General features: G+C 69.8%; 14 protein-coding genes. 6 read left to right on the forward strand and 8 right to left on the reverse strand.

Features of this window, described 5'->3' with window-relative positions; all coding sequences use genetic code 11:
* Positions 1 to 142: 142 nt before the first annotated feature.
* The 3 genes from mutS (at position 143) to ACSC1W_RS00790 (ending at position 4,964) form a co-directional block, all read left to right on the forward strand.
* A complete protein-coding gene (gene mutS / locus ACSC1W_RS00780) occupies positions 143 to 2,833 on the forward strand; it encodes a DNA mismatch repair protein MutS (protein ID WP_435344533.1) in 2,691 nt (896 codons plus the stop codon).
* 116 nt (positions 2,834 to 2,949) lie between these two features.
* On the forward strand, positions 2,950 to 4,020 hold the full coding sequence (locus ACSC1W_RS00785) for a guanosine monophosphate reductase (RefSeq protein WP_435344535.1): 1,071 nt from the start codon (positions 2,950 to 2,952) through the stop codon (positions 4,018 to 4,020).
* A gap of 56 nt (positions 4,021 to 4,076) precedes the next feature.
* Positions 4,077 to 4,964, forward strand: a complete 888-nt coding sequence (locus ACSC1W_RS00790; protein ID WP_435344537.1) for a winged helix-turn-helix domain-containing protein — start codon at positions 4,077 to 4,079, stop codon at positions 4,962 to 4,964.
* Between the two features lie 12 nt (positions 4,965 to 4,976).
* On the opposite strand, the gene chrA is transcribed toward ACSC1W_RS00790, so the two are convergent.
* From chrA to ACSC1W_RS00815, 5 genes are all read right to left on the reverse strand, one after another.
* Positions 4,977 to 6,326, reverse strand: coding sequence for a chromate efflux transporter (chrA, locus tag ACSC1W_RS00795; RefSeq protein WP_435344538.1), 1,350 nt, complete (start codon positions 6,324 to 6,326; stop codon positions 4,977 to 4,979).
* Between the two features lie 109 nt (positions 6,327 to 6,435).
* Entirely contained in the window at positions 6,436 to 9,018 is a 2,583-nt protein-coding gene (locus ACSC1W_RS00800; protein WP_435344540.1) for a heavy metal translocating P-type ATPase, read from the reverse strand.
* A gap of 123 nt (positions 9,019 to 9,141) precedes the next feature.
* The gene (locus tag ACSC1W_RS00805) at positions 9,142 to 9,732 is read right to left on the reverse strand and encodes an AsnC family transcriptional regulator (protein WP_435344542.1); all 591 of its coding nucleotides are present in this window, start codon (positions 9,730 to 9,732) and stop codon (positions 9,142 to 9,144) included.
* 98 nt (positions 9,733 to 9,830) lie between these two features.
* Positions 9,831 to 10,292 carry a CopD family protein gene (locus ACSC1W_RS00810; RefSeq protein ID WP_435344544.1) on the reverse strand — a complete coding sequence of 154 codons (462 nt, stop codon included), beginning with the start codon at positions 10,290 to 10,292 and terminating at the stop codon, positions 9,831 to 9,833.
* 80 nt (positions 10,293 to 10,372) lie between these two features.
* The gene (locus ACSC1W_RS00815) at positions 10,373 to 11,200 is read right to left on the reverse strand and encodes a hypothetical protein (protein WP_435344546.1); all 828 of its coding nucleotides are present in this window, start codon (positions 11,198 to 11,200) and stop codon (positions 10,373 to 10,375) included.
* 162 nt (positions 11,201 to 11,362) lie between these two features.
* On the opposite strand from ACSC1W_RS00815, the gene ACSC1W_RS00820 reads away from it, so the two are divergent.
* Positions 11,363 to 12,565 carry a hypothetical protein gene (locus ACSC1W_RS00820; protein ID WP_435344548.1) on the forward strand — a complete coding sequence of 401 codons (1,203 nt, stop codon included), beginning with the start codon at positions 11,363 to 11,365 and terminating at the stop codon, positions 12,563 to 12,565.
* Between the two features lie 114 nt (positions 12,566 to 12,679).
* Entirely contained in the window at positions 12,680 to 14,380 is a 1,701-nt protein-coding gene (locus ACSC1W_RS00825; protein WP_435344549.1) for a hypothetical protein, read from the forward strand.
* A 1-nt stretch (position 14,381) separates the two neighbouring features.
* Here the strand turns inward: ACSC1W_RS00825 and ACSC1W_RS00830 are convergent, their stop codons facing one another.
* Positions 14,382 to 14,936, reverse strand: coding sequence for a metal-dependent hydrolase (locus ACSC1W_RS00830; RefSeq protein WP_435344551.1), 555 nt, complete (start codon positions 14,934 to 14,936; stop codon positions 14,382 to 14,384).
* A gap of 57 nt (positions 14,937 to 14,993) precedes the next feature.
* The gene (locus tag ACSC1W_RS00835; protein ID WP_435344553.1) at positions 14,994 to 16,649 is read right to left on the reverse strand and encodes an alpha-amylase family protein; all 1,656 of its coding nucleotides are present in this window, start codon (positions 16,647 to 16,649) and stop codon (positions 14,994 to 14,996) included.
* Positions 16,650 to 16,775: 126 nt separating this feature from the next.
* Here ACSC1W_RS00835 and ACSC1W_RS00840 point away from each other — a divergent pair, with 126 nt between their 5' ends.
* A complete protein-coding gene (locus ACSC1W_RS00840) occupies positions 16,776 to 17,018 on the forward strand; it encodes a glutathione S-transferase N-terminal domain-containing protein (RefSeq protein WP_435344555.1) in 243 nt (80 codons plus the stop codon).
* Between the two features lie 4 nt (positions 17,019 to 17,022).
* Here the strand turns inward: ACSC1W_RS00840 and ACSC1W_RS00845 are convergent, their stop codons facing one another.
* Complete coding sequence (locus ACSC1W_RS00845; RefSeq protein ID WP_435344557.1) at positions 17,023 to 17,919, reverse strand: ribonucleotide-diphosphate reductase subunit beta; 897 nt, start codon at positions 17,917 to 17,919, stop codon at positions 17,023 to 17,025.
* Positions 17,920 to 17,943 lie beyond the last annotated feature (24 nt).

The raw sequence follows: 17,943 nt of genomic DNA on the forward strand, positions 1-17,943 counted from the left end.
ATTCGTACCCGTCTCTCGTTCAAAAAAGTTCCTTGGTACGGGAGTGCCTAACCCGGTCGCCGGCGACGGTGCCCCGGTACCGTGCCCTCGCCCCGAGACCCAACCCGCAGGCTTTTACCCGGACTGCCGCCCAGAAGCGAGTATGACCGAGGCGACGGGTATCGTGGGGGAGTTCCTCGCCCTCAAGGAGGAGTCCGACGCAGACGTGCTCGCGATGCAGTGTGGCGACTTCTACGAGTTCTTCGCGGACGACGCGGAACTCGTCGCCGAGGAACTGGACCTGAAGGTGAGCCAGAAGTCGAGTCACGGTTCGTCGTACCCGATGGCGGGCGTGCCCGTCGACGACCTGACGCCGTACCTGAAGGCGCTGGTCGAACGCGGGTACCGGGTCGCCGTCGCCGAACAGCACGAGACCGACGGGAGCATCTACCGGGAGATAGAGCGCGTCGTGACGCCGGGGACGCTGCTGTCGGTCGGCGGTGCCGACGCGCAGTACCTCGCCGCCGTGGTCAGGGACGGCGACGACTACGGCCTGGCGTTCGCGGACGTGACGACCGGCCGGTTCCACGTGACGAGCGTCGCCGGCGACGACGCCGCGCTGACGGAACTGTACCGCTTCGGACCGGCCGAGGTCCTGCCCGACCCCGGGGTCCGGGACGACGGCACGTTCTGCGACCGGGTCAGAGAGCGCACCGACGCACGACTGTCGCTCCCGGACGCCGAGACGTTCGCCCCCGGCCGGGCGGGCAGCGTCGCCCGCGACCACTTCGGCGACGAGACGTTCGAGAGTCTGGGGGTCGGTGACCTCGGCGTCCGGGCGGCGGGCGCCGTGCTCTCGTACGTCGAGGAGACCGGGACGGGCGTGCTGGCGTCGATGACGCGGGTCCAGCCGTACCACGGCGACGACCACGTCGAACTCGACGCGACGACCCAGCGGAACCTCGAACTGACCGAGACGATGCACGGCGACCGGTCGGGCAGCCTGTTCGCCACGGTCGACCACACCGTCACCAGCCCGGGTGGTCGGTTGCTGAAGGAGTGGCTCCAGCGCCCCCGGCGGGACCGCGACCTCCTCGACCGGCGGCAGGCGGCCGTCGGCGCGTTCGCCTCGGGCGCACTCGGCCGGGAGGAGGTCCGGGAGGTACTGGCCGACGCGTACGACCTCGAACGCCTCGCCTCGAAGGCCGTCGGCGGGACCGCCGACGCGACCGACCTGCTCCGGGTGCGGGACACGCTCGCCGTCCTGCCCGACCTCGCCACGGCCGTCGACGCGTCGCCCCAGCTCGCGGACTCGCCCCTCGTCGACGTGCTGTCGCGGCCGGACCGCGACGCCGCGGCCGACCTGCGGGCCGAACTCGCCGACGCGCTCGCCGAGGACCCGCCGAAGACGACGACGCAGGGTGGCCTGTTCCAGCGCGGCTACGACGAGGAACTCGACGAGGTGCGCGAGCGACACGAGGCGGTCCAGTCGTACTTCGACGACCTCGCCGACCGGGTGAAACGCGAGTACGGCCTGAGCCACGTCACCGTCGACCGGAACAAGACCGACGGCTACTACGTCCAGGTCGGCAAGTCCGCCGCCGACGGCGTCCCGGACCACTTCCGGCACGTGAAGACGCTGAAGAACTCGAAGCGGTTCCGCACGGACGAACTCGCGGAGAAGGAGCGCGAACTGTTCCGCCTGGAGGAACGACGCGCCGACCTCGAAGCGCGCCTGTTCGAGGGCTTGCGGGACCGGGTCGCGGCCCGCGCCGAACTGCTGCAGGACGTCGGGCGAACCGTCGCCGAGGTCGACGTGCTGGCGGGACTCGCCACCCACGCCGTCTCGAACGACTGGACGCGCCCGACGCTCACCGACGACCGCGTCCTCGACGTGCGTGCCGGCCGGCACCCGGTCGTCGAACAGACCGTCGAGTTCGTCCCGAACGACTGCCGCATGGACGACGAGCGCACGTTCACCGTCGTCACCGGCCCGAACATGAGCGGGAAGTCGACGTACATGCGCCAGACCGCGCTCGTCGTCCTGCTCGCACAGGTCGGGAGCTTCGTCCCCGCCCGCGAGGCCACGGTCGGTCTCGTCGACGGCATCTACACGCGGGTCGGTGCGCTGGACGAACTCGCCCAGGGCCGGTCGACGTTCATGGTCGAGATGCAGGAACTCTCGAACATCCTCCACTCGGCGACCGAGGACTCGCTGGTCGTCCTTGACGAGGTGGGTCGCGGGACCGCGACGTACGACGGCATCTCGATCGCCTGGGCCGCCGTCGAGTACCTGCACAACGAGATTCGGGCGAAGACGCTGTTCGCGACCCACTACCACGAACTGACGGGGCTCGCCGAACACCTCGAACGCGTCCGGAACGTCCACGTCGCGGTCGACGGCGACCCGGACTCGCCGTCTTCGGGCGGGGGTTCGTCCGGGCGCGGCGGCGACGTCACGTTCCTCCGGACCGTCCGCGAGGGCCCGACCGACCGGTCCTACGGCGTGCACGTCGCAGACCTCGCGGGCGTCCCCGCTCCCGTCGTCGACCGCGCCCGGGACGTCCTCGACCGCCTGCGACAGGAGAAGGCCATCGAGGCGAAGGGGAGTGGCGACGGCGACGGCGGCACCCAGCAGGTCGTCTTCGACGTCGACAGCGGGACGATGCGGCCGACCGACGCGTCGGCCGACGGCGGGCAGTCGGCCGGGACGCAGGGGTCGGACGAACCCGCACTCGACCCGGCCGTCGAGTCCGTCCTCGACGAACTCCGGTCGGTCGACGTGAACGAGACGTCGCCGGTCGAGTTGCTGGCGCGGGTCCAGGCCTGGCAGGCGGAACTGGACGAGGAGTGAGCGAGTCGGGCCGCTGGTGAGCACCACGGTCGTCGACACCGGGTAGTATGGGGTGTGTACCCCGGCTTTCCGACAGACTACTTTTGGGGCCGACGCCCGTTACCTGTGCCGGACGAATGGACGTGAGAACCGGCCTGTCCTACGGCGACGTCTTGCTCGTACCACAGGGGTCGTCGGTCGACTCCAGGGACGACGTCGACCTCTCGACCGCGCTCGCACCCGACCTCGAACTCGACGTCCCGGTGCTCGGCGCGGCGATGGACACGGTGACGGAGGCCGACCTCGCGACCGAACTCTCCGCGGCCGGCGGACTCGGCGTCGTCCACCGGTTCGCGACCGTCGACGAACAGGCTGCCGAGATACGGGCCGTGACCGACGCGGGCGAACGCGCCGCCGTCGCCGTCGGCATCGACGAGGCGGTCAGGGAACGCGCGGCCGCCGGTATCGACGCCGGCGCGGCGGCCGTCGTCGTCGACGTGGCCCACGGCCACCTCGAACGGGCCCTCGACGCGACCGGGCGCCTCGCCGACGCGTTCCCCGACGTCCCGCTCGTCGTCGGGAACGTCGCGACCCCAGAGGCGGTGCGCGACCTCGCCGTCGCGGGTGCCGACTGCGTCAAGGTGGGCGTCGGTCCCGGGTCGCACTGCACGACCCGGGCGGTCGCCGGGGCCGGGGTGCCCCAGTTGACGGCGGTCGACGACTGCGCCGACGCCGCCCGTCCACGCGGCGTGGCGACCATCGCCGACGGCGGCATCCGAACCTCCGGCGACGCGGTCAAGGCGCTCATGTCCGGCGCGGACGCGGTGATGCTCGGGGGCTTCTTCGCCGGCACCGACGAGGCCCCCGGCCGCATGGTCAGGATCGACGGCGAGCGCTACAAGGTCAGCCGCGGGATGGCGAGCGAGGCGGCCAACGACGACCGGACCGACAAGGACGTGCCCGTCGACGCGGGGGAGGGCGAGGAGGTGCTCACGCCCGCCGTCGGGCCGCTCCGGCCGCACCTCGACGAGTTCCTCGCCGGAATCAGGTCCGGCCTCTCGTACTGCGGCGGACTCGACCTCGCCACGGCCCGCGACAACGCCGAGTTCGTTCGCGTCACCGCGAGCGCCCGCGAGCGAGAGGGTATCCACTCCGTCGAGGCGAAACTGACGGCGGCGGTGTACGGCGGCGAGGCCGACGACGACTGACGTCGCCGGACGTCACGGACGCAACCTTCTTTGCTGGAGTGCCGGAACCGGCGCACATGGACGACGTCGTCGTCGACCGACTCCCGCCAGAAGCGGCGTTCGAACTGGTCGCCCACGAGACCCGGGTCCGGGTGCTTCAGGCACTGCTCGACGCCGACGAACCGCTCGCGTTCAGCGACCTGCGAGAGGCGGTCGGGATGCGTGACACCGGGCAGTTCAACTACCACCTCGGCAAACTCACCGACCAGTTCGTCACCGGCGAGGACGGGGACGGCTACGCGCTGACGCGCGAGGGGGCTCGCGTCGCCGGCGCGGTCCTCTCCGGCGGGTACACGAAGGGCATCGAGGCGGACCCGGTCCGGATGGACGCCACCTGTCCCGAGTGCGAGGCGCGCCTGGAGGCCCGGTTCCACGACACCGAGGTCCGCATCACCTGTATCGACTGCGACCTCGACTTCGCCCAGGTAGACGTCCCACCGGGTGCGCTCGACGGCCACACGGCGACGGAGGCTGTCGACGTGGCCCACCGGTGGACGAAACGCGTCCACCACACCGCAGACCTCGGCTTCTGTTACGTCTGCGACGGCCCCCTCGACAAGTGGCTGCTCGACGGGGAGGCGGACGACGTGCCGGAGTGGCTCTCCGACGGCCCGTTCGAGGCGTTCTCGCGATACGAGTGCCAGCGCTGTGGCACCGGCTGGTTCACCGACGTGGGCCTCTCGTTGCTCTCGCACCCGGCCACGGCCGCCTTCCACTACGACCACGGCGTCGACGTCCGGGAGACGCCGCTCTGGGAACTCGACTGGGTCAGCGCCGACGCGACGAGCGTGGTCGGCAGGGACCCCCTCCGCGCCGAGGTGTCGGTGACGATAGCCGACGAGACGCTGACGCTGACCGTCGACCGCGACCTGACGGTCGTCGACGAGCGCCGGACGGACTCCTGACCGGCGACGCACCTACAGCAGGTAGAACGCCCCGATTCCGACGGCACCGCCGCCGAAGATGAGGTAGACCGCGTCGACGTCCCGGTGGAACAGCCAGAACGTGCCGACGGCCAGGACGGCCGTCAGCGGGTCGACGATGGACTCCCGTGCGAGCGTCACGGTCGCGCCCAGTATCGCCCCGACCACGGCGGCGTTCACGCCCAGGAGCGCCGACTGGACCACCTCGTCGTCCCTGACCCGGGCGAAGTACGGGAAGAACCCGAGGATGAACACGAACGAGGGGCCGAACGCGCCGACGGTCGCCACGAGCGCACCCACGACGGCGACGGCGACCGCGCCGCCGGACGCGTCGAGCAGGAGTTTGTACCCGACGAAGGCCGTCGTCATCACGACCGGCCCCGGCGATAGCTGGCCGATGGCGACGCCGTCGACGAACTCGCGGGCGGTCATCCAGCCGAACTCGTTGACGACGAACTTCTCGATGAACGGTATCAGCACGAGGCCGCCGCCGTAGATGAACGACCCGGTGTAGAGCATGAACAGGAAGAGCTGCACCCACTCGTTCGCCCAGAGGGTCGTGAGCAGTCCCCACACTGGTGAGGCCTCCAGCGCGCCCCGGACCCGCGGTCCCAGCAGGTCGAGGACGCGGTCGCGGAGGAGGTACACCCCCGCCGCGGCCGCGCCGACGAGACCCCACAGCCCGACCCGGCGAGCGTTCCGGCGCACCCACGTCGACCGGTAGACCGCGACGGCGACGAGTCCGGCCGCGACGAACGAGACGACCGGATTCGGGTTCACGACGACGGTGACGACCAGCGTCGCGACGAGCAGGACGGCGAGGAGGTAGTCGACGGTCCACGTCTCCTGGCCGACGTCGAACTCGGCGTCGGTTCGGCCCTCGGCCAGCGCGGAGTGGCCCATCGACCACGCCGCGCCAGTGACGAGTCCGATGACGACCGGGTTGATGCCGTAGAAGAACGCCTCGACCGACGGGACGGTCTGGTACGCGAAGTAGAGCCACGAGAAGCACACGACGAGGACGAACGTCGGGAGCATGAACGCACCCCCGGCGACGAGTGCGCCGAGGGTCCCGCCGCGGACCCAGCCCATGAAGATGCCGAGCTGGGTCGACGCCGGTCCGGGGAGCGTGTTGCAGATGGCCAGCCCCTCCATGAACGTCCCCTGGTCGGTCCACCCCTCGTCGCCCACGAGGTCGTCCTCCATCATCGCGATGTGGACAAGCGGGCCACCGAACCCGACGACGCCGATGTAGAGGAAGTACAGGGCTATCTCGCGGAGGTGCTCGGCCGTCGACTCGCCGGCGTACGACCGGGACGCATCGCCTCTCGCGGAATCGGTCATCGACGTGACGCTCTCGGGGCTGACACAAAAATCGACCTGCTAGCACGTCGAACGCCGGGACCCGGGGGCCGGTCGCTTGCTGGGGTGCGTCGGTCGCCGGCCCGGGTGCTCACCGGCGGAGCAGGCTGTAGTCGTGGTCCGGGGTGTACCGCCGGAACAGCAGGCTGTTCGTCAGCACCGACACCGACGACAGCGCCATCGCGCCGGCGGCGAGCACCGGCTGGAGCAGGCCGAACGACGCGAGGGGAATCATCGCCGTGTTGTAGCCGAGCGCCCAGAACAGGTTCTGGCGCACCTTGGCGAGCGTCCCCTCGCTGATGCGGATGGCCTTGACCACGTCCAGCGGGTCGGAGCGCATCAGCGTCACGTCGCCAGCCTCGATGGCCACGTCGGTCCCGGACCCGATGGCGACGCCGACGAACGCGGTGGCCAGCGCGGGGGCGTCGTTGACGCCGTCGCCGACCATCATCGCCTTCGTGCCGTCCTGCTGGATGGCGTCGACCGCGTCGGCCTTGTCCTCGGGCAGGACGCCCGCACGGACGTTCTCGGGGTCGATGCCGACGTCTTTCGCGACGGCGCGGGCGGTGCGCTCGTTGTCGCCGGTGATCATGTGGACCGCGACGTCGCGCTCGCGCAGCGCCGCGACGGCCTCGCGCGAGGACTCCTTGACGGTGTCCGCGTCCGCGACGACGCCGACCACTGCGTCGGCGACGGCGACGAGCATCGCCGTCTTCCCCTCGTCCTCGAGACGGTCCATCGCATCCTCGGCGGGGGACGGGTCGACGTCTGCCCCTTCGAGCAGGGCCCGGTTACCGACGAGGATCGTCCGTCCCTCGACGGTCGCACGGACGCCCTTGCCGGGCACGTTCTCGAACGACTCGGCGTCGGCGAGGTCGAGGTCGCGCTCCTCGGCACCCTCGACGATCGCTTGCGCGAGGGGGTGTTCGCTGTCTCGTTCGGCCGAGGCGGCCATCCGGAGGACGAACGACTCGTCCACCCGGACCTCGGCGAGACCGCCGTCGGCGCGTGCCTCGCCACCGTCGGGTCGTGCGTCCTCGAGTGCGACCACGTCGGTCAGGCGCATCTCGCCGGTCGTGAGGGTCCCCGTCTTGTCGAAGACGACGGCCTCGACGTCGCGGACGCGTTCGAGCACGTCGCCGCCCTTGAACAGGACGCCGTTCTGTGCCCCGATGGTCGTGCCGACCATCGTCGCCGCCGGAGTCGCCAGTCCGAGCGCGCAGGGACAGGCGATGAGGACCGCGGAGGCGAAGACGACGACCGCGAACTCGAAGACGCCGACCCCTCCAGGCCCGCCGAGGACGACCCCCCACAGCGGCAGGGAGTCGACGAAGCCGGCCATCGCCTCGGGGGCGAGGTACCAGACGGTCCCCCAGAGCAGGGCGTTCGCGATGACCGCCGGGACGAAGTACGCGGAGATGCGGTCCGCGACGCGCTGGATGTCGGGCTGGCGCGACTGGGCCTCCTTGACCGTCTCGACTATCTGCTGGATGGCCGTGTCGCTCCCGACCCGGGTCGCCTCGACGACGAGCACGCCGTTCTCGTTGATGGTCGACCCGACCACCTCGTCGCCGGGTTCCTTCGAGACCGGCACGGACTCGCCGGTGACCATCGACTCGTCGACCGCGCTGTCGCCGTCGACGACGACGCCGTCGGTCGGTATCTGCTCGCCGGGCCTGACCTTCATCCGGTCGCCGACCGCCACCTCGTCGAGGGGAACCTCGCGTTCGGTCCCGTCGTCGCCGACGAGCGTCGCGGTGTCGGCCTCCATCTCCAGCAGCGAGCGCAGGGCCTCGCTGGCCTGTCCCTTCGAACGTGCCTCCAGGTAGTTCCCGAGCGTGATGAACACCAGGATGAGCGCGGCCGTGTCGAAGTACAGCCCCGCCCCCTCGACGCCGAAGACGAGGACGCCGAGGCTGTAGAGGTACGCCGTGGACGACCCGAGCGCGATGAGGACGTCCATGTTCGCGGTCCGGTTCCGCACCAGTGCCTTGTAGGAGTTCTCGTAGAAGGGCCGGCCGAGGGCGTACTGCACCGGCGTGGCCAGCGCGAACGCGACCCAGCCGAAGCGCAGGCCGGTCTCCGGAACCGTCTCGGGGAGCAGGCCCAGCGACAGCAGGTGGTCAGCCATCATGAACAGCAACGGCAGCGAGAGCACCGCACCGAACAGCGTCAGGCGCTTCTGCGTCCGTATCTCGTCCTGTCTGGCGACGTCGCGGGCGTCTTGCTCCGCGCCGGCGTCGGCGCCCTCCTCGGGACGGACCGGCGTGTAGCCGACGGACTCGATAGCATCGTACAGGTCGGTCAGGTCGACCTCGCCTGGGAGGTACTCGACCCGGGCCTCGTCGGTGGCGAAGTTCACGTCCGCCTCGACGACGCCCGGCACGTCCCGCAGGGCCTCGCCGACCGTCTCGGAGCAGTTCGCACACGTCATGTCCGTGACCCCGACGGTCCGGGACGCGGCGACCGGTTCGTATCCAGACTCCTCGACGGCCTCGAATACGGCCGCCAGCGACGTCCGGTCCGGGTCGTATGTGACCCGTGCCTCGTCCGTGGCGGCGTTGACCGACGCGTCGCTCACACCGTCGACTCCGAGGACGGCGTCCTGTACGGTCTTCGAACAGTTCGTACAGGTCATCCCACTTACGTCGAAGGTGACCGTTCGTTCACTCATCACCCGGTACTACGGGTCTCCTATTCAACGGAGTTTCCCTTGTCAGACCGGGGCTAGCCAGCGGTCCCGAGTTTGGAACCGAAAGTTCCGGGTCGGGTCGCCGACGCGTCGACCGGCCCGAACTCAGGCCGCCTCGTCGAGTTCCGCGTACCGGTCCCTGAACCGCGCCTCGCACGACTCGCAGCAGAACTGGTAGACTTCGTCGCCGATGCGTGCCGAGACGCCCTCGCTCGTGACGGTGTTCCCGCACTCGGCGCACTCCAGGGCGAACTCGGTGCCGCCGACGCTCGGCGACCACTCCACGTCCGCGACGAGGTCGACGTCGGCGTCCCTGACGACGGTCGGGTCGACGACGGTGTCCAGCCACCGGTAGACGGCGGTGTCCGGGATGCGGGCGTGGAAGGTGACGTCGCCGTCGGCGGTGGTGAACACGTGTTCGACGGCGTCGGCGCCCCGGAGTGCGGACACCACGCCGTCGGCGGCGCCGGGTTCGAGCGCGAGGGTGACGAGGACGGGCGTCCCCTCCCTGAGTTGCGACCGGTCGACGTCGACGGTGAACCGGCGGACGACGCCGACCTCCTGGAGGCGGGTCACGCGGTCGGAGACGGCCGGGCCGGAGAGGCCGACGGCGTCCCCGATGGAGGCGAACGAACGACGGGCGTCGTCGGCGAGCAGTCCGAGGATTTCGACGTCTGTCTCGTCGAGGTCACGCATGGTCGGTCAGAAGCCCCGGTGGGCAAAGAGAGTTGCGGGAATCTGCTTTGGAGTCGAAGGCAGAAATCGATTGCAGGCGCTGAATCGAAAGACCAGCGTCAGAACAGGCCGCCGCCGTAGACGATGAGGACGGCGTCGACCAGCAGGAGGACGGCGACGAGACTGGACGCCTGCAGGAACGGTCTGGCGGCCTGGGCCGGCGTACGGACCTTCTTCTCCTCGAAGTCCCGCTGGAGCTTCCCACACGAGACCTCGACGAGGCCGGTGAGTACGAACCACAGCACGAGCATCCCGAGGACGAGGTGGCCGCTCGTCTCGCCCGTCAGGCGTTCGACCGTGTACAGCGTGCCGGCGAGGTGGCCGCCGGTGACGAAGAGGACGGCCGAGGACCCGCGGGAGAGCCACCGGAAGCGGGAGACGACCGACCGCATCGGTGCGGCGTCGAGTGACCCGTCGACCGCCGACGGGAGCAGTGCGAAGGTGACGAACAGGACGCTCCCCGCCCAGGTGGCGGCGGTGACGCTGTGCAGGGCACGGACGGCGACGTCGATGACGCTCATAGCAGTCGTTGTCACCGCAGGGGGTGCCAAAAGCGTTGTCGACTTCCCTCGACGGCCGGTCCGTCGGTAGCGTCGCGGGGCTACTTCCGCGTTCGACAGTCGCTACAGAGGAGTTCCAGCGTCTCCGCCCCCGACCCGACGATGGTCTCGAGGTCGTCGAGGGGACGGGTGGTGCCACAGCGGTCGCACTCGGCCGTCGGGGTCGAGACCTGGCCGATGAGTCTGTCCACGTCGAAGGAGTCGTCGTCGACGTCCCCGTGCCCCGAATCGGACGACAGGTCGCTGCGAAGGAGCGTGGTGCCGTCGTGCTCGTCGTCGGTCGCGTCGTCGTTTTCTGCGCGGCGGGTCACTTCGTCGTGCTCGTCGCCGGCGAGGGACGCGAGTGCCTCGCCGAAGAACTCGGACGCCAGGTCGTCGGGCAGGCCGGCACTGCCGTAGAGGGTGGAGACGAGTTCCTCCCGGAGGTCGTCCGGCGAGAGACCGTCCTGCCGGGCGACGGACGCGATCGCGTCGGCCTCGCGTTCGTCGAGGCCGGAGAAGCCGTTCGGGTTGCGGAGGTACCGGTCGGCGACAGAGGTGAGATGTCGGCGGACGGTCGGGTCGGCGTCCCACTGGGCGGGGAACGCGTCGTCGATGCGCTCGTCCAGGTCGCCATCGACGCCGTCGTCGGCCGTTCCGACTGCCACCTGTCCCCCGTCGCTGGAGGTGGCGAGGTCCCCGGTGGCCGTTCCGTCGGCGGAGGACGCCACGTGGGCGGCGGCGAGGTCGCACAGGACGCTGAGACTCTCCTGGGTCGACCTCGGCTCGTGGCCGCGACGGTCGGTGAAGATGCGCTCGATACGGTCCACGAGCGCCGCTGGGACCGCTATCTCGACGGTCTCGTCACCGCTGTCGTCGTGCTGTTCCATCGTCAATCGTCTCGCTCCGGATACGTATAAATTCCACCGAATGTTCTCCCGCGCCGTCTCCCGCATCCACGCTCGGTGTCGCGTGAGCGGTCGTCCTCGCCCGGACGAGTGCGCCAAGAGTTAACAGTCGCTGGACCCAATCTCAGTACGATACCGCGACTCATGTGGACCCGAAACCGTCTCACGGTGCTGGCGTTCGCCATCACGATCCTGCTCCTCGGCACCACGTTCGTCTCACCGACGGTCAAGACCCCACCGGGTCCCGACGCCGGCGACGACGACCGGCCGCTCGTCAGCCTCGGCGACTCCGAGACGGTCGTCTGGCCGTACGTCAGCAGTCGCACGGCGTTCGGGGCCCGGGCGAGCGCCCTCAACATCTTCGTCCAGGGTGACGCAGAGCGCGTCCAGGCACGCCTCAAGGCGGACGACGACGGCTGGAACGAGACCACGGTCGCGTTCACCGAGGGCGACGGGCCGGAGACCGACTTCGTCAACGATTCGCTCGTCGTCTGGTCCGACGCCGTCGGCGCGGACCGCTACGTCTACTACCGGTCCGACGACGGGGACGGCTGGACCGACCAGTCGTACCAGTTGCACCACGGCGACTACTTCGGCGGCCAGTACCACATCCGGGCCTACGAGATAGAGACGGGGAGCGAGAACTGGACCGCCGTCCAGGCCCACGCCGAACACTGGGACTGGTTCACCCTGACCCACACCGTCGACAGTCTGGAGGAGGCCCGTATCGACATCGAACAGAAGTTCATACAGGCGTACGGCACCGACGACGTGCGACGGGTCTACCACGACAACGGCGACTCGCACGACCACGACGGCTGGACGACGGTGGTCTACCTCGTCGTGTTGCCGCTCCTCGGTGCGACCACCACCGCCTCGGCGACGTCGGCCGCACGGGCGCTCGTCGACGAGTTGTGGACCCGTCGGACTCGTCTTCGCACCGCCTGCTTCTTCGGCCCGGCGGCGGTCCTGCTCGGGGTTCGACTGGCGGGCATCACCGCCGAGAACGCGCTCCCGGTGTCGCCCGACACCACCGTCGCGGTGCTCTACCCGGTGCTGGTGCTCGGGACGCCGGCCGTGGCGTACCTCTCGGCCCGGGGACTCGACCCCATCGACGGGTTCCTGTTCGGCACCCTCGGGTTCGGGTCCGGCGTCGTCGTCGACTACGGCTTCATCGGCATCAGCGTCCTCCCCATCGAGATAATCCTGCACCGCATCGGCCTCGCCGTCGCCGTCGGCCTCGTGGCCGCCGGGGCGACCCGGTTCGAGGAGTTCGAACTCAGGCAGTCGCTGTTCGTCGGGGCCGGCCTCTGGGGGGCACTCGTCGTGCTCGCGCACTTCGTCTGAATCCGACGTGTGAAGACGCGGGAGGACGTCAATTTTTACCTGTTCGCGTCGAGGTAGGACCATGACGATAGCCCCTCCATCGCTCGTAGCGTCCGCCCGGCGGGGGTGGTCCTCGTGCTAGCCGACCGCCGACAGGTCTGGCGCATCGCGCGGACGGAGTTCGTGCGGACGACCCGGGCAGTCCGCAACAGCACGATGCAGGCCGTCGCCATCGCCGTGGCCATCCTCGGGTTCACGTTCATGTCGGCGGTCATGGGCTACTTCTTCTCCATCGCCGGGCGGCAACTGCGCGCCGGCGAGTTCGGGTCGACGCCAATCACCGGCGGCCTCATCGGCGGCGTGCGTGGCGTCCTCGGCGTCCTCGTCGTCGGACTGGTCGCGATGGCGACGATACGGACCGTCGCCAGTCGCGGTGGCGTCGACGAACCGGAGACGCTCCTGCTCGCGGCCCGGGTCCGCGACGTCGTCCCGGGACTGCTCCTCGCCGAACTGGCGAACTACGTCACATGGCTCGTCCTGCCCATCCTCGTCGCCGTCGGCGGGTTCGCCTACGGCGCCCGTGCACCGCTGGTCGTGCTCGCAGTGCCCGTCGTCGTCGTCGGCGTGCTGGTGCCGGCGCTGTGGCTGGGCTTCTGCCTCGGGGTGCTCGGTCGCCACCTCGCCACCCGGTTCGAACCCATCGCCCGGAACCGGAGCGTCATCCTGCTCCTCGCGGGCCTCGGGTACGTCGCGTTCGTCTTCGGCGACGGCTTCGCCATCCTCTCGGGCGTGCTGTTCGAACCGATGCAGTCGTCACCGCTGTCGTGGTACGCGGACCTGCTCTTGCTCGGTGTCCCGAACGTCGACGCGTCGCCCCTCCGTGCCGGGGCGGCGCTGGCGACGAGCGTCGCGATGGTCGCGGTCCTCTCCCCCGTCTCGGTCCGACTCGTGAACTTCCACTGGTTCTCGGACCCGGCGCTGGAGACCGAACACGAACCGTCGTCGGCGTCGGCGTCGGCCGAGGGCGGTCGACTCGACGCCCTGCTCGGTTCCGCCGGTGGCTGGGCCGGGGTCTTCGACCGGCCGACCCGGAGCGTCGTCCGCGTCGCGTGGACCCGGACCCGACGCGCCCCGATAAAGCTCCTGTACGCCGTCTACCCCGTATTCCTGCTCCTCTCCGACGTCCGCACGGTCGTCGAGACGGGGTCGATACCGGCCCACCTCCCGTGGGTCCTCGGACTCTACGTCGCGTGGGGGGCCGCCCTCGCGTTCGCGCTGAACCCCCTCGGCGACGACGGCCCGGCGCTCCCGGTGACGCTGACCGCACCCGTCACCGGCCGCCAGTACGTCGTCGGCCACGTCCTCGCCGGAGCGCTCGTCGGGGTACCGCTCTCGCTGCTGGTCGTCGGGCCGGTCGCAGCGCTGAGTCCGCTCCCGGTCGAACTGGCCGTGCTGGCCGTCGCCGTCGCCGTCGTCGCCAGCGTGGTCGCCCCGTTGCTGGCGGTCGGCGTCGGCATGCTGTTCCCCCGGTTCGGGAGCGTCAAGGTCGCGGGCAACCGGACGGCCGTCGTCCCGAGCAAGAGCGCGCTCGCGGCGTTCTCGTCCGGTCTCGCGGTCATCGCGGGGAGCGCAGTCCTCGCGTTCGTCCCCGCGGCCCGGGAACTGTTGGCCGGACTGTTCAACGTCGTCTTCGCGTTCGCCACGCCGTGGGAACTCGGGGTGGCGGCCGCGACGCTCCGTCCGGTGGCCCTCGCAGTGCTCGCACTCGGCGTCTGCTCGCCCGTCGCGTCGTACCGCTACGCGGTCCGTCGGTTCGAGCGGTTCACCCTGGAGTGACTCACTGGAACCGCTCGGGAGTCAGTTCGGGCAGTCGCTTCCTGACGACCGTGTACCCCAGCGAGACGAGCAGTCCCCCGATGGCTGCCTGCTGGACCCACCCGTCGAAGACGAGCAGCCCCGGTGCGGCGAAGGCCGCACCGACGACGAAGTCCTCCGGCGCGCCGTCGTACCGGACGTACCGTCTGGGACGGACCCAGCGCCGCTTCGGGTGGAGGTAGACCGCCTGGTCGCTCGTCGCCTCCCACGGCCTGAGTTCGAGTCCGCCGCCCAGCGCGTCGCTCAGCGAGTGGACCGCTGCAGACACGAGGAAGAGGGCGACGCCGACGGTCGGCATCGACGGGGAGAGGACTGCGGCCGCGACCGCCGGGACCGCGAGGAGGCTGTAGTACACGGGGAAGTGCAGCGTCTTCCGGTGGATCGCCGCGAGGTCGAGGTCCGGGAAGACGCCGCCGGCCATCGCTGCCGCCGCGGCCACCGTCCCGTACTCCGGGGCGACGAGGCTCACGGCGGCCGCTATCGCGAGGCCGACGAACGCGTGTGTGGTCGCCATCATCTTGCAGAATGGTCGGGCCTCGGCGACAAAGAGCCTTACCCGAATCCACGTGAGGCGTTAGCTCGTGTCGTCCAGGCCGCTCTCGTGGACGTGGAACCAGCCGAGACCGTACCCGTCGAGGACGACCGAGACGGTGCCGTCCTCGTCGCGGTCGAACTCAGCCTGGCCCAGTATCTCGTGCATCGCGTCCGAGGGTGCCAGACCGGCGTCGATTTCGACGGTACTGGGCTCGTCGGCCAGGTTGTGTACGCAGAGGAGACCGCGGTCCTCCAGGTCGAACCGGTGGACGAACACGCCCGGGTCGTCGACCGCGACGACGTGGCAGGAGCCGTGTCCGATCTCGTGGTGCTCGCGGCGCGTCGAGACGAGCCGTTGCATCCAGTTGAGCAGGGAGTTGGGGTCGGCCAGTTGCGACGCGACGTTCACCTGCTCGGGCGCGAACTGCTCGTCCGAGACGAGCGGTGCGACGAGCGCCGCCTCGGTCGTGGACGAGAACCCGGCGTTGGGTTCGTCCGACCACTGCATCGGCGTCCGGACCGCCTGCCGGCCGGGGAGTTTCGGTTGCTCCCCCATGCCGATCTCGTCGCCGTAGAGCAGGAGCGGGGTCCCCGGCATGGAGAACAGGAGGCTGAACGCGAGTTTGATGCGGTCGGCGTCGCCGTCGAGCATCGGGGCGAGTCGACGGCGGATGCCCCGGCCGTAGATGCGCATCGTCGGCTCGGGCGCGAACTGCTCGAACACCTCCTCCTTCAGGTCCGACGGGAGGCGGCCGAGGTTCAGTTCGTCGTAGTTGCGCAGGAAGTTCGCCCAGTTACCGGCCTCGAGGTCCGGCAGGCGTTCGAGGCCGTCCGCCAGGTGCGCCGCCTCCTCGGTCGCCAGCGCGGCCACGAGGTGTGCGTTCAGCACGAAGTTCAACAGCAGGTCCATCTCGTCGCGTCCGGCGTAGGTCCGCAGTTCGCTGGGGTCGTCGTCCGCCTCGGCCAGGAACACTGCGTCCTGTTGCTGGGTCAGCGCCTGTCGTTTGAGCGTTCGCAGGAGTTCGTGGGAGTTCTCGACCGACTCCGCGCCCGGTCGCTTGGACTGTATCATGAGCGTCGCGGCGTCCACCCGGAACCCGTCGACGCCCAGTTTGAGCCAGAAGTTCATTATCTGTCGAATCTCGTCCCTGACGTCCGGGTTCGAGAGGTTCAGGTCGGGCTGGAACGGGTAGAACCGGTGGTAGTAGTACGCGCCGGCCGCCGAGTCGTACGTCCAGACGCGACTGTCCTCCACCTCGCCCGGGAAGACCGTCCCCCTGCTGGAGTCCGGCGGCGGCGGTTCCTCGGCCCAGACGTAGTAGTCGCGGTACGGCGATTCGGGGTCGGTCCGGGACTCCTGGAACCACGGGTGCTGGTCGGACGTGTGGTTCACCACCAGGTCGGCCAGCACGCGGATTCCGCGGTCGTCCGCCTCCTCGACGAAGTCGACGAAGTCGCCCAGGGTCCCGAGGCGCGGGTCGACGCCGTAGTAGTCGGTCACGTCGTAGCCGTTGTCGCGGTTCGGCGTCGGGTAGAACGGCAACAGCCACAGCACGGACACGCCGAGACGGTTCAGGTAGTCGAGTCTGTCCACGAGGCCGGGGAAGTCGCCGACGCCGTCGCCGTCGGAGTCGGCGAACGTCTCCACGTCGAGGGCGTAGATGACCGCGTTCTCCTGCCAGGGGTCCTGTTCCACGGTTACTGTGACCGTTCGGGAATCCCGCCGGATAAACAGTGAGTCCGTTCGCGCCGGTAAGCACCCGTTTATCGCGTCGTCCCGCCCAGCGGTGCCGACAAGTGCCTCGCCCGCGTACCCCCACCCATGGGCCTGACGCTCTACCGACTCGACGGCTGTCCGTGGTGCGAACTGGTCGCCGACGAACTCCACGACATGGACCTCGACTTCGAGAGCAACTGGGTGGACGCGCTGCACTCGGAGCGGGACGAGGTCAGACGCGTCTCGGGCCAGCGCGTCGTCCCGGTGCTGGTCGACGACGAACGCGGCGTGACGATGAACGAGTCCGAGAACATCGTCGAGTACCTGCAGACGACGTACGACGACTGACTCCTCAGTCGGCGTCGACGTCGACGAGTTCCTCCACGTCGGGGATCTCCACCGACTCGTCGGTCACCTGTTCCATCCGTTCGGCGTGTTTCTGTGCGGCGTAGTCGGCGAGGCCCGCCGGCGAGACGCCGGGACGGTCCTCGCCGGCGGCGGTGGAGACCACCTGCTGGGTCAGCAGTGCGAGTTCGGTCGTCAGGTCGTAGAGGTCCGTCCCGTCGACCTGCCCGGATTCGACGAGGGCTTCGAGTTTCGCCATGCCGAAGCCGACGTGACGCCCCTCGTCGGCGCGGATGTTGCCGAAGCCCTCGACCAGTCCGGGGAGTTCGGGGACGCCCTCGACGCTTCCGTCGAACGTCGTCTGGATGCCGTAGTAGCCGGTCTGGGCGAGGATGCCCTCGACGGTCAGGTGGTAGTGACAGTACGCCTCGGCCCTGGCCTCGGGGCCGTCCTCGGTCAGCAGTCGGTCCATGGCCGCCTCGGTGCGTTCGAACAGTTCGACGTAGGCGTCGGAGTACCAGTGGGGGTCCCTGGGGTTCGACCGGGGCATCCCCCGTCGCTCCTCCTCGGGGTGGACGACGGTCGTCCAGTACCGGTGGAAGAAGTCGGCGTGCTTGGCCTCCTCGTAGAGCTGCGTCGTCACGAACAGCTGGTCGTTCAGGTCCGAGAGGGCGACCGCGAGGGGTGCGAGGTCCTCGGTGACGGCCTCCTCGCCGGCGCCGAACAGCGCGAGCGTGCCACGGAGCTGCTCGAAGGTCGCCTCGTCGAGGTCGGCGATGCGCTCCCGGTCGACGGTCAGGTCGACCGCGCCGGGGTCCCAGTGGCGCTCGACAGCGTTGCGGTAGTAGCGATACGACCGTGTGTCGGTGTCGATTCGGTCCGCGCCGTCGAAGGCGTCCGTCATACCCGGCAATTGGTCCGGGGTGGG

The sequence above is a fragment of the Haloarchaeobius marinus genome (genome assembly GCF_051207415.1).
Lineage (GTDB): Archaea > Halobacteriota > Halobacteria > Halobacteriales > Natrialbaceae > Haloarchaeobius.

What these genes read in the sequence shown, in the direction of transcription:
- mutS (WP_435344533.1), top strand. Translation starts at nt 143, where the DNA reads ATGACCGAGGCGACGGGTATCGTGGGGGAGTTCCTCGCCCTCAAGGAG.
- ACSC1W_RS00785 (WP_435344535.1), top strand. Translation starts at nt 2,950, where the DNA reads ATGGACGTGAGAACCGGCCTGTCCTACGGCGACGTCTTGCTCGTACCA.
- ACSC1W_RS00790 (WP_435344537.1), top strand. Translation starts at nt 4,077, where the DNA reads ATGGACGACGTCGTCGTCGACCGACTCCCGCCAGAAGCGGCGTTCGAA.
- chrA (WP_435344538.1), bottom strand. Translation starts at nt 6,326, where the DNA reads ATGACCGATTCCGCGAGAGGCGATGCGTCCCGGTCGTACGCCGGCGAG.
- ACSC1W_RS00800 (WP_435344540.1), bottom strand. Translation starts at nt 9,018, where the DNA reads ATGAGTGAACGAACGGTCACCTTCGACGTAAGTGGGATGACCTGTACG.
- ACSC1W_RS00805 (WP_435344542.1), bottom strand. Translation starts at nt 9,732, where the DNA reads ATGCGTGACCTCGACGAGACAGACGTCGAAATCCTCGGACTGCTCGCC.
- ACSC1W_RS00810 (WP_435344544.1), bottom strand. Translation starts at nt 10,292, where the DNA reads ATGAGCGTCATCGACGTCGCCGTCCGTGCCCTGCACAGCGTCACCGCC.
- ACSC1W_RS00815 (WP_435344546.1), bottom strand. Translation starts at nt 11,200, where the DNA reads ATGGAACAGCACGACGACAGCGGTGACGAGACCGTCGAGATAGCGGTC.
- ACSC1W_RS00820 (WP_435344548.1), top strand. Translation starts at nt 11,363, where the DNA reads ATGTGGACCCGAAACCGTCTCACGGTGCTGGCGTTCGCCATCACGATC.
- ACSC1W_RS00830 (WP_435344551.1), bottom strand. Translation starts at nt 14,936, where the DNA reads ATGATGGCGACCACACACGCGTTCGTCGGCCTCGCGATAGCGGCCGCC.
- ACSC1W_RS00840 (WP_435344555.1), top strand. Translation starts at nt 16,776, where the DNA reads ATGGGCCTGACGCTCTACCGACTCGACGGCTGTCCGTGGTGCGAACTG.
- ACSC1W_RS00845 (WP_435344557.1), bottom strand. Translation starts at nt 17,919, where the DNA reads ATGACGGACGCCTTCGACGGCGCGGACCGAATCGACACCGACACACGG.